Source organism: Nocardia bhagyanarayanae (genome assembly GCF_006716565.1).
GTDB classification, from domain to species: domain Bacteria; phylum Actinomycetota; class Actinomycetes; order Mycobacteriales; family Mycobacteriaceae; genus Nocardia; species Nocardia bhagyanarayanae.
The window spans coordinates 2,585,429-2,597,128 of record NZ_VFPG01000001.1 but is presented as its reverse complement, the minus strand read 5'-3'; the positions used below and the strand labels follow the sequence as shown (position 1 = coordinate 2,597,128).

General features: G+C 70.0%; 8 protein-coding genes. 3 read left to right on the top strand and 5 right to left on the bottom strand.

Annotation, left to right across the window (positions count from 1 at the left end):
- Positions 1-70 precede the first annotated feature (70 nt).
- The 5 genes from eno to FB390_RS10860 form a co-directional block, all read right to left on the bottom strand.
- Positions 71-1,357 carry a phosphopyruvate hydratase gene (eno, locus tag FB390_RS10885; RefSeq protein ID WP_141808846.1) on the bottom strand — a complete coding sequence of 429 codons (1,287 nt, stop codon included), beginning with the start codon at positions 1,355-1,357 and terminating at the stop codon, positions 71-73.
- 123 nt (positions 1,358-1,480) lie between these two features.
- Positions 1,481-2,206: a lytic transglycosylase domain-containing protein gene (locus FB390_RS10880; protein WP_141808845.1), complete on the bottom strand. Its 726-nt coding sequence runs from the start codon at positions 2,204-2,206 to the stop codon at positions 1,481-1,483.
- Positions 2,207-2,307: 101 nt separating this feature from the next.
- Complete coding sequence (locus FB390_RS34195; RefSeq protein ID WP_246123956.1) at positions 2,308-4,890, bottom strand: ABC transporter ATP-binding protein/permease; 2,583 nt, start codon at positions 4,888-4,890, stop codon at positions 2,308-2,310.
- A 26-nt stretch (positions 4,891-4,916) separates the two neighbouring features.
- Positions 4,917-5,846: an ABC transporter permease gene (locus tag FB390_RS10865; protein ID WP_141808844.1), complete on the bottom strand. Its 930-nt coding sequence runs from the start codon at positions 5,844-5,846 to the stop codon at positions 4,917-4,919.
- The gene (locus tag FB390_RS10860; protein ID WP_141808843.1) at positions 5,843-7,372 is read right to left on the bottom strand and encodes an ABC transporter substrate-binding protein; all 1,530 of its coding nucleotides are present in this window, start codon (positions 7,370-7,372) and stop codon (positions 5,843-5,845) included. Before FB390_RS10860 ends, FB390_RS10865 begins: the two co-directional genes overlap by 4 nt.
- A gap of 309 nt (positions 7,373-7,681) precedes the next feature.
- Between FB390_RS10860 and FB390_RS10855 the strand changes: the two genes are divergently transcribed.
- The 3 genes from FB390_RS10855 to FB390_RS10845 are packed head-to-tail and all read left to right on the top strand — an operon-like array spanning position 7,682 to position 11,692.
- The gene (locus FB390_RS10855) at positions 7,682-8,836 is read left to right on the top strand and encodes a TauD/TfdA family dioxygenase (RefSeq protein ID WP_141808842.1); all 1,155 of its coding nucleotides are present in this window, start codon (positions 7,682-7,684) and stop codon (positions 8,834-8,836) included.
- Positions 8,808-9,818 (top strand): ornithine cyclodeaminase family protein, encoded by a 1,011-nt coding sequence (locus tag FB390_RS10850; RefSeq protein WP_185756993.1) that lies wholly within the window; start codon positions 8,808-8,810, stop codon positions 9,816-9,818. Before FB390_RS10855 ends, FB390_RS10850 begins: the two co-directional genes overlap by 29 nt.
- Positions 9,809-11,692, top strand: a complete 1,884-nt coding sequence (locus tag FB390_RS10845; protein ID WP_246123955.1) for a Y4yA family PLP-dependent enzyme — start codon at positions 9,809-9,811, stop codon at positions 11,690-11,692. Before FB390_RS10850 ends, FB390_RS10845 begins: the two co-directional genes overlap by 10 nt.
- Positions 11,693-11,700 lie beyond the last annotated feature (8 nt).

The window sequence follows — 11,700 nt, the reverse complement described above, 5'->3', positions numbered from 1 at the left end:
CCAATTCGCGGTGCCCTCGGACCCTTCGTGCGCGCTGTCGCCTCCGGGCCCGTCGCTCCCACCGCGGCTGTCAGCCCTCGAACGCGAAGCGCGGGAACGCCACGTCACCCGCGTAACGGGCGGAGTCGCCCAGTGCGTCCTCGATGCGCAGCAGCTGGTTGTACTTGGCGACCCGCTCGCTACGAGCGGGGGCGCCGGTCTTGATCTGGCCGCTGCCGACCGCGACGGCGAGGTCGGCGATGGTGGTGTCCTCGGTCTCGCCCGACCGGTGCGACATCATCGTCTTGTAGCCGTTCCGGTGCGCCAGCTCGACCGCGTCCAGCGTCTCGGTCAGGGTGCCGATCTGGTTGACCTTCACCAGCAGCGCGTTGGCCGCGCCCTTGGTGATGCCCTCTTCCAGGCGCTCCGGGTTGGTGACGAACAGGTCGTCGCCGACCAGCTGGATCTTGTCGCCGATCTGGTCGGTCAGCGCGACCCAGCCGTCCCAGTCGTCCTCCGACAGCGGGTCTTCGATGGAGACCAGCGGGTAGGCGGTGAGCAGGTCGGCGTAGAACTGGGCCATGTCGGCGGCCGTGCGCACCGAGCCCTCGAACTTGTAACCGTTGCCCGCGGTGTAGAACTCGGTGGCCGCGACGTCCAGCGCCAGCGCGACATCGCTGCCCAGCTTCAGGCCGGTCTTGGCGATCGCGGTGCTGATCAGGTCGAGCGCCTCGCGGGTGCCCGCGACGTCGGGAGCGAAGCCGCCCTCGTCACCGAGGCCGGTCGCCAGGCCCTTGGCCTTCAGCACCGACTTCAGCGCGTGGTAGACCTCGGCGCCCCAGCGCAGCGACTCCTTGAAGGTAGGCGCGCCGATCGGGGCGACCATGAACTCCTGCACGTCGACGCCGGTGTCGGCGTGCGCGCCACCGTTGAGGATGTTCATCATCGGGACCGGCAGCACGTGCGCGTTCGGACCGCCCAGGTAGCGGAACAGCTCCAGGCCCGAGGACTCGGCGGCGGCCCGCGCCACCGCGAGCGAGACGCCGAGCAGGGCGTTCGCGCCGAGGCGGGACTTGTCCGGGGTGCCGTCCAGGTCCAGCAGCGCCTGGTCGACGGTGCGCTGCTCGACCGCGTCCAGACCGATGACGGCGGGCGCGATCTCGTCGAGGACGCCCTCGACGGCCTTCTGCACGCCCTTGCCCAGGTAGCGGTCGCCGCCGTCGCGCAGCTCGACGGCCTCGTGCTCACCGGTGGAGGCGCCGGACGGCACAGCGGCGCGGGTCAGCGTGCCGTCGTCGAGGGCGATCTCGACCTCGACAGTGGGGTTACCGCGCGAATCCAGGATTTCGCGAGCTCCGACCTGTTCGATGATGGCCACGAAAACGACACTCCTTCGGCTGCTGGCACGGTAGGTCTCACGGATGGGCCGTGCGGTGCCGAGCCTAGCGCCCCCGCCGCGTGCGAGGTAACCGGCACTCCGGGGCGCCGCGCGGTGTGGCGCTCAGACCCGGCGGCCGACGCTGTAGGCGGCGGCGCGGTCGCGAACGGTGAGCAGGTAGCGGGTGGACTGGTTGTAGGTCATCAGCGCCTGCTGCCAACCGCGTTCGGAGGTGAGATCGCCGCCGCTGGCGCAGAGGTAGCGCGCTGCGGTGAGCGCGGCGTCGTCGATGTTCTGCGGGTCGATCACACCGTCGCCGTTGGCGTCGACGCCCCAGCGCTTCCAGGTCTCGGGGATGAACTGCAACGGACCGACCGCGCGATCGTAGGTCTCGTCGCCGTCCAGTCTCCCGCCGTCGGTGTCGCGGATCAGCGCGACGCCCGGCGCCCCGTCCAGCGGGATGCCGATGATCGGCGGGACGACGGTGCCGTGATCGTCGACGTCGGAACCGCGATGGGTGCCGTGCTTGCTCTCCACGCTGGCGATGCCCGCCAGCGTGGTCCACGCGATGCCGCAGTCGGGCCGCGACCTGGCCATCACCGCGGCGGCGTAGCCGTACGCCTCCAGCGCGACCTGCGGGATGCCGAGCGTGTCGGCCTGATCTCCGGCCCAGCCGCGCAATTGCAGTGCGGTGCGGCCGGGTCCGTCCACGTCGATCAGCGGCAGCGGGGTGCCGGGACCGGGCGGGATGCCTTCCGGAATGGGCGGCAGATCTGGGCCGATGCCGCAACCGGCCAGCACGAGGGCCAGCAGCGCGGCGGCCACGGCGCCGGTCTTCTTCGGGAGCACTCTTCCATCATCCAGATCCGCGGCGGTGCTCCCGTTTCGCCGGTCGTGTAGATCACCCGCGGTCGTTCGCCTGCGGCGGCGTGGCGCTCGTCACCGCCCGCTCAGACCAGCAGATCGTGGGTGGCCTGTTCGACGGGATTCGCGAGTACCTCGGCGGTTCGGCCGGATTCGACGATGCGCCCCTGATCGAGCACGACCAGTTCGGTGCAGTGTCCGGCCACCAGGTTCATGTCGTGGGTGATCACGAGCAGGGCGGTGCCGCGGTCGCCGCGAATCCGGTCCAGCAGAGCCATGATCGAGGCCGCGGTCGCGTGATCGAGGGCCGAGGTGATCTCGTCGCAGATCAGCACCGAGGGCTCGGCGGCGAGGGCACGGGCGAGCGCCACCCGCTGGCGTTGACCGCCGGACAGTTCGTGCGGGTACCGCGCCGCCAACGCCGCGGGCAGCTCCACCGCGTCGAGCAGTTCGGTGATCCGTTGCGGTGCCGCGCTTTTCCGGACGCGCGCGATACGGCGCAGCGGCCTGCCGAGGGTCTGGGCGACGGTGCGGCGCGGGTTCAGCGCGGACATCGGATTCTGCGGAACGAGTTGAATGCCGTCGCCGCCGCGCCCGATCCGCCGCTTACCGCCGATCTCGATCGGGTTGTCCGCCAGGAGCAGCGAACCGCCCTCCGCCGCGCGAAGACCGGCGATCACCCTGGCGAGGGTGGTCTTACCCGCGCCGGAAGCGCCGACGACGGCGAGCGCGGAGCCCGCGGTGAGCGCGAGGTCGATGTCGGCGAGGACTCGGTGTTCGCCGCTGGTTGCGCTGATGCCGCTGGCGCGCAGGGCGATTCGGGCCTCTGGGTTGGTTGCGGGGTGCGCCGGGAGCCCGAGAGCCGTCGGTTCGGCCGCGCCCTTCGCATCCGTGTCCGGCGCGGTTGCGGGGTGCGGCGGCGATTGCGTACCGACCTCGATCACCTGGTCTGCGATGGTGCGGATGGTGGCAGTGTCGTGGCCCGAGAGGAGAATCGTGGTGCCGCGTTTCGCGAGTTCGCTCAGGAGTTCGGCGATTTCGGTGCGCAGGGAGCCGTGCAGTCCGGCCAGTGGTTCGTCGAGCACCAGTACGTCGGTGCGGCGGACCAGAGCCCTGGCCAAGGCGACCCGGCGTTGCTGACCGCCCGAGAGTTCGCCGGGGCGGCGGCGCAGGTGCTCGGCGGCGAGACCGACCGCCGCCAAGGCTTCGAGGAGGGCGGACTCGGAGCGGTCCCGCGCAACTTCGGCGAGCAGAGTCCGGACGCGCATGAGCGGATTCAACGCGGAGCCGGGATCCTGTCCGACGTAGGTGATGCGCGTACGCCGAAAACGCCTGAGTTCAGCGGGATCCAGTGCGAACACCGCCTGTTCGGCCACCCTGACCGTGCCCGCCGCCAGCACCGCTCCGGTTGGCAAGTGGCCGAGCAGCGCACGCATCAGGGTCGTCTTGCCCGATCCCGACGGACCGGTGAGTGCGGTCACCGTGCCCGGCCGCATACGGAACGAAACCGGCCCGACCAGCTCCTGTCCCGCCTGCCCCCGCACTAAGAGGCCGTCGACGATCACGAGCGAATCCGGTTCGCTGCCGCCGTCGATCGAGTCGCCACCGTCGTCCGGTACAGAGGCGTCTATCCCACCGGATGCCATTCCAGACAACGACATCTCTGTCGCGGAACTTGCTGCGGGACCGGCACCCTGGCGAGGCGGAGTCGCTGCCGTGGCGAGACGAGAGCGGCCGCCGGAACCGTTGTCTCCGCCCGAGACCACCGACCGCTTCGCGGTCGACGAACCAACGGCGACATCGGCGCCCTCGTCGAACACCGGGCTCTCCGCCGGTCCGAGGTCGTCACCCTGACGAACGCCCGCCATGTCGGCCATTGCCGCAACTTGCCTGCCGCGGCCGAATTCGGAGACCGCGAGGTTCACGCTGACCGCGACGACGGCGATGGCAAGGCTGGGCGCGAGGACCGCCCACGGGTTGAGCAGGATGCCGGAGGCGTTGTCCCGCACCATGACCGCCCAGTTGCCCGAGCCGAGTGTGGTGGGGAGATGCAGGAAGGACGCGGTGCTGACCAGGTAGACGGCCTCCACGAACCGCAAGCCGAGCTGGGCGGCGAACACCTCGCGCAGGTTCGGCAGGACCTCGCGGAACACCAAGTGCGGCAACGACTCCCCGCTCGCCCGTGCCGCTTCCACGTATCCGCTGGCCGCGACGCCCGCCGCCGTCGCCGCGAAGACCCGCGCGCAGTAGGGCACGCCGAACAACATGGCCACGACGATCAAGCCGTATATCCCCGCGTCCGGCCACGAGGTCAGGACGAGCAGGATGCCGAGCACCACGGGGACCAGCATGGCGAAATCGGTCGCGGTCTCGATCAGCGCGCCCACCCGAGGACGCAACGCGGCGACCGCGCCGAGCACGCTCGCCACCACCGTCACCAGTACCGCGATGACGGCCGCCAACAGCAGAAGCCCCCACCCGCCGTACAGCAACCGGCTCAGCACATCTCGGCCCAGCCGATCGGTGCCGAGCCAAGCCGCACCGTTCGGGTCCGCGAACGGTATGCCGACCGCACGCTCCGCGGGCTGCGGCGCGAGGGTCGGCCCGAGGGCCGCGGCGACCACCACCAACAGCGCGGGGACCATCGCGAGCGCGCGCAGGCGGTTCATCGAATCTCCACGCGGAGACAACCTCTTCATCGCCGACCCCGCAACGACCAAGCCCGAATACCGTCCGCCACCGCCAGCATCAGCATGATGACCACCCCCGACAGCGCGACCACCGCCGCGACCACCGACGTGTCGCGGTCGGCCACCGACCCGGCGAGCACCGCGCCGAGCCCCGGATAGTTGAAGATGGTCTCGACCACCAGCGCACCGCCGAGCAGCATGCCGACGGTGGTGGCGAAGCTGGCGACGATGGTCGGCGCGGCGAACGGCAGTAGGTAGCGGGACAGCACGTGCGGCGTCGAAAGCCCGTCCAACACCGCGCTTTCCACGTGCGGTGCGCGAGCGGCATCGGCCAGCGCGGCGCGCACCACCCGGGTGTTCCAGCCGATCTGTGGGATGGCCAGCGCGAGCACCGGCAGCACCAGCATGTCCGCGCTCACCGGGAAGCCGGAGCGGCCGGTGATGGTGACCGCGGGCAGCCAGCCCGTCGCCAACGAGAACACCATGATCAGCAAGGTCGCCAGCACGAACTCGGGAACGGCCGCCGCGACCGTGCTGCCCGGCTGCAACACCCGCGCGGCGACGCCACGCGAGCGCGTCGCCCACCAGGCGCCGAGCAGCACCGAGGCCAGCACCGTCACCGTCAGCGCGACGCCGCCGAGCAGCAGAGTCGGCGGAAACTTCGCCGCGAGCAGTTCGTTGATCGACCTGCCGCGCGCGGTGCGGCCGAAATCGCCGGTCGCGACGCCGGAGATCCAGTCCAGGAACCGCACGACGAGCGGCCGGTCGAGTCCGAGCTCGCGCTCCTTCGCCGCGACCTGCTCCGGCGTCGCCTCCCTGCCGAGGACCGCGCGGGCGGTGTTGCCGGGCAGGAGATCCACGGCCACGAACACCGCGGCGAGCAGCGCGAGCAGCAGGGCGACGCGCCGGAGCAGAAGTCGGGCGAAGGTCGTCACGCCAGCCAGACCCGTTCGAGTTGTACCCGTCCGAAGCCGCCGAGCGTCGGCAGGTCGCGCACGGCGCTGGTGGCGATGTCGATGCCGTCGGCCATACCCCACACCAGGTAGCCGCCGCGCTCGTGCTGGATGGCTTGCACACGGCGGCTCGACCTCTCGAGCTCGGCCGGATCGGCGGCGGCCAGCGCTGCGGTCGTCGCGGCGTCGAAATCGCGATCCTTGAAGGCGGTTTCGTTGCGGTTGGAGGCGCTCGACATGAGCTTGCTCGCGTAGAAGATCGTCGAGTCGTTGGTGCCCCAGGAGACGGTGTACAGCGGAGCCTGCAACCAAGTGCGGTCATAGAAGGCGTTGGACTCCTGCTCGACCACGTCCAACCGGAGACCGATGTCGGCGAGCTGGGTGGCGATCACCTTCGCCGACTCCACTTCGCCGGGCGCTTCCGGCTTCGTCACCAGCGGGTAGCTGCGTCCGGTGTCGAAATTCGCTTCGCGCAGCAGGGTTTTCGCTCGCTCGATGTCGCGCGTCCGCTGCGGAATGCTCGAGTCGTACGTCGGGTCGGCGGTGCCGAGGATGTCGTTGGCGATCGTGCCGTAGCCCGAATGCACCTGATCCACCAACGCTTTCCGGTCGACGCCGAGACGTACCGCGGCGCGCACCCGCGGATCGGCGAACGGACCGTCGGCGGCGCGCATGGCCACACCGAGCATCGTGTCGTTCGCACGCCGCACCACCCGGAGATCGCCGCGGCCTTCGGCGGTGCGGCCCGCGATCGCGCCGACGTTGGACGCCAGATCGATCTGTCCGCCGAGCACCGCATTGCCCAGTGCCGTCACGCTTTCGAACATCGTGATCTCGATGGCGTCGAGCAACGGCAGTCGCGGTTCCACGCCCGCGCCGTGCCAGTTCTCGTTGCGCACCAGCCGGGCGTTGCCGCCTTGGAAGGACTCGAGCCGGAACGGACCGGTGCCGATGGCCTTGGTGAAGTCCGTGGTGTCCTTTCTCACAGTGAAAGTCATCAACCGAACCAGCAGCGGCAGTTGGGTATTCGGCTCCGGCACGCTGAGCACGACCCGGTTCGGGCCGTCGGCGGTGATGTCCTCGGCCGCCACGGGCATCTTCGACGCACCGCCCACCGAGCGCAGTCGGCGCAGCGACCACACCACGTCGTCGGCGGTAACCGGCGCGCCGTCGTGGAAGGTCGCGCCCTCGGCGATCGTGAATGCCCAGCGCCGCTGCGCCGCGTCCGGCTCCCACGAAGTTGCAAGGCGCGCAACGGTATTCGGCTTGTCACCCGGCACCGTCAGCGCGTCGTAGACCAGCGACGTGATGAGGAAATCGCTGTCGTTGCTGAGGTTGGCGTGCGGATCGCGCTCGATGCGCGCCGCGGTGCCGAGCGCACCCACGCGCAGGGTGCCGCCGCGCCGCGCGGGGCCGCTCGGATCGGCGTTGTCGGTACACGCCGCGACAAAAAGCAGCGCGCCGACCCCGGCACTGGAGCGCAGAAGTTGCCGTCGGTTGAAACCCATCGGTTCCGCCTTCCCTCATCGTTCACTGCGGGCCCGAGACCCGACACTACAAGGCTAGGACAGGCTAGCCTAAATATGCTGCCTACCAGTGCGTATCCGCCGATCAGCGCACGGATGCGACCGAGGAACAGCAGTTGCCGACGAATGTCCGGCACACACTCCGGGCGAGACCTAGGCTTTTCGATGCGTTTTCGCTATTTTTCCCGACTCGCTTAGGTTAGCCTTGCTTAAGCGCGCAAGAAGCACTAGCTTCGCAGATCGAATCGTCCCCACCCGCTTTTCGACCCGATGCGAAGAAGGGAATCCCCGGTGAAAAGCGTTCTCTCCGAACGTAAGACGCTTCACCCGCAGGATATCGAACGACGCGAGCTGCCCCCGGACGCCGGGCGCGCGGTGCGCGAGCTCGCTCGTGAGATATGTACCACAATCCACCGCAGTTCCCGTGGCGCGGCCCCCGTGACACGGACGCTCGACGATGCGGCGCTCATCGCGTCGATCGAAGCCGGAGCTCGCGAGCTTCCCGAATCGGTCCGGCTCGCCATGCGCCCGCCCGCGGGCAGCGCGGGGGCGACCATCGTGAGCAGGCTGCCGTTGACCGACGAGGAGTTCGGTCCGACGCCGCCGAGCTGGCGGGAAGCCGCTCGGTGGAGCGCAGATCCGCAGCGCGGCAATTCCTTTCAGCTCGACATCGCCATGCTGCTGCTGGCGCGCTGCGCGGGGGAGCCGTTCGGCTGGTCCGGGCAGCAAGACGGGCGCTTGGTCAACAACATCGTGCCCACGCCGGGCCACGAAGACGAGCAGTCGGGCGCGAGCAGCAAGACGCTGCTCAGCCCGCACACCGAAGACGCCTTCCACCCCGACCGCGCGAACCTGCTGGTGCTCGCCTGCCTACGCAATCCGGACCTGGTCGGCACCACGGTGTCCTCGGTGCGGCAGGTCGAGCTGACCGAGGACGAGTACCGCCTGCTCAGCACCCCGACGCTGCCGATCCTCCCCGACGTCTCCTACGGCAAGGGCCACGAGCGGTTCACTCCGCCGCCCATCCCCACGGTGTGGGACGCGGCCGAAACCGGTTCGGGCGCAACGTGTCAAACCCTGCGCTACGACCCCGCCTACACCCCGCTGGACGACGCCGACCCCGAGTTCCGTAGCGCCTACGCCCGGCTCACCGCGGAACTCGAGCGGGTGTCCCACACCGCCGCCTTGGCGCCCGGCGAGTTGTTACTGGTGGACAATGACGTGGCCGTGCACGGTCGGGTACCGTTCACCGCGCGTTACGACGGCACCGACCGCTGGCTCAAGCGGGTCAACATCCGCCTGCCCGAACGTCGGCGCCGAGCCGAAGAGGCCCATGAGAATGGTTACGGGCAGCGAACAGTCGCCCCGTTCCGAATGGGGAACGGCCGAGCGGATGCAGAGCGGGACACAACACCAGATGAACGAGGAACCGTTGAACACTCGTGATCGGAGCACGCCGCTGCGCGTGCTGAGCCGTAGCGACCTCGCCGACGTCCCCATCACGCCGGGCGACGTGGTGCGTGCGGTCGAAGACGCGTATCTGGCGTTCGCGGCGGGAGATTCGGACAACCCGCGCAAATTGAGCGTCGCCAATCCGGACGGCTGGTCGGTGGCCTATGCCATGCTCGGCCGCGACGGCAGGCGTCGCGTGGTCGCCATGAAGACCTCCTACAAGTTCGATCCCGGGCACGACCGCAGCACCAAGCGCTACTACACGACCATCACGCTCTACGACGACACCACCGGCGCGCCCATCGCCATGATGGATTGCGCACGGGTCGGCGCGCTGCGCACACCGGCCGTCTCGGCGCTGCTGGTACGCGAGACCATGCGCCGCGGTGCGGAGAGCGTGCTGCTGATCGGCACCGGAACCCAAGGGCGCAACGCGCTTCCGCATCTGCTCGCCGCGAATCCGCAGCTGCGCAAGCTGATGGTGTACGGAACGCACCCGGACGGTCTCGCCGCGGTGCACCGGCAGCTCGCCGAACACGATCCGCAGGCGCTGCTGGAGACCGTCACCGATCCGCGGGCCGCGGCCGCGCACGCCGACGTGGTGCTGGCGACCGCGGGTCCCGGGACCGAAGTGGCCTTGGAGGCAGCGGATCTCGCGCCCGGCTCGACCGCCGTGCTGGTCGGTTACGGTCTCGCGCCGTCGGCGTTGGTCGAGGCGGACCGGGTGGTGGCGACCAGCGCCGAGCAGATGCAGCTCACCGGCACCGACATGGTCGGCCCGGACGGCACGCTGCGCGCGGTCGACGCCGAACTGCCGCAGATCCTCAACCGCAGGGCCGTGGCGCGTCGCTCGGACGAGGAGAAGATCTTCGTCTACAACAGCGGCCTCGTCCTCACCGACGTCGCCGTCGCGCACGCGCTCGCCGAACGCGCCATCGCCGAAGGTCGAGGCACGGAGGTGCCCCTGTGGGATTAGAGACCGCCGTCGAGCCGGAACCGCAGGTCGTCGATCCGGACGCCATGGTGCTGTTCGACATCGCCACGCCGCGCAAGGCGAAAGGCGGTGCGCGCGCGAACCGCTCGCGCGATCTCCCCGCGTCCGCGACATCGAGCGACACCGCGACACCGCCGTACCGCACCGGTCCGCGAACACTCGACCAGACGACGTCACCCGAGACCGACACATCGCCGCACACGGCTTCGACACGCGTGCCCGGGGCATCGCCGCTGGACATCGACCCGACGCCGCTCGACGCGAATCCGTTGCCACACGGTGCGGAATCGCCACCGATGGACGCGGACGCGACGGCACTCGACACCACCGACACGTCGCCATTCGGTGCCGAGGCGGTGGCGCACACCGACTCGCCGCCGGTCGAGGACGAGGCGTCGCTGGACCCCGACGATTTCGACGACTACCCCGAACAGGCTTGGGACGACGCCGATTCCGACGACGTCTTCCTCGAGCTGCTCGTCGAGGAGATCGCCGAAGACCCGGCCGAGCGCACACCGGGCATCGTGGCGCCCGCGATGCCCGCGCACGTCGACGACTGGGAGCGCCGGGTGCTCGCCGACCCGCACCTGCTCGCCGATATCGCGTTCGCGGTCGGCGGACCGTTCCACCTCATGTACCCCGCGCGAGTGGCGGAGAACATCCGCGGCTTCCGCGACGCGTTCGCGCGGGCGGGCGTCGACGGGCTCGTCTACTACGGCAAGAAGGCGAACAAGGCGGCGTGCGTGGCGCGTGCCTGCGCGGAGAACGGCGCGGGCGTCGACGTCTCCAGCGTCGGCGAACTGACGGCGGCGCTCGCGGCGGGCGTGCGCGGCGGCGAACTGATGGTCACCGGGCCTGCGAAGTCCGACGACCTGCTGTGGCTCGCCGTGCGCCACGGTGCGCTGATCGCGGTGGACAGCCTCGGCGAACTCGACCGCCTCGGCGCGATCGCCGCCGCCGCGACTCCGGCCAGGGTGCTGCTCCGGGTGCTGCCCGCGGGCTCGGCCAGCCGATTCGGGATGACCGAGGAGGAGCTGGACCGGGCGCAGTCGATGATCGCCGCCGCCGGACCGCGCGGACTGGAGCCGGTTCAGTTGGAGGGCTTCAGTTTCCACCTCTCCGGCTACGACGCGATCGCCCGCGCCGAACAGGCCGCCGAGCTGATCGACCGCTGCGCGGCGGCGCGCGAACTCGGGCATCCCGTCGGCACTATCTCCATCGGCGGCGGATTCGGCGTCGACTACGTGCCGGAGCGCGCGTGGCGCGAGTTCACCGACGGCGTCGACCGCTCGTGGTTCCACGCCGGAAAGTCGTTCGGCTCGTACTACCCGTACCACTTCCCCACGCCGGGACCGGCGATGCTCTCGGAGATCCTCGCCCACGGCGGTCTGGCTCGCCGCCTGCGGGACAACGACATTCGCCTGGCCGTCGAGCCAGGCCGGGCCCTGCTCGATCGCGCGGGCAGCACCGTCTTCCGCGTGCAGGGCAGCAAGATCCGGCACGCCGACGGGCAGCCGTACCAGTTGCTCACCGTCGACGGCACCAGCCTGAGCCTGTCCGAACAGTGGTTCGACAGCGAGTATCTGCCCGATCCGGTGCTCTGGCCACCGGGCTCCGGCGAACCGACGCCGACCAGTGTCGGCGCGGCGAGCTGTCTGGAATCCGACATGCTCAGCTGGCGGCGCATCCCGCTGTCGAGGAGGGCCGAGGAGGGCGATCTGCTCGTCTATCCGAACACCGCCGGTTATCAGATGGATTCGAACGAGTCGGCCTTCCACGAACTGCCGATCCCGCCGAAGGTCGTGCTCTACGGCGGCCGGGAAGATCGGCTGCGCTGGACGCTCGACGCCGGGTAATCAACCAG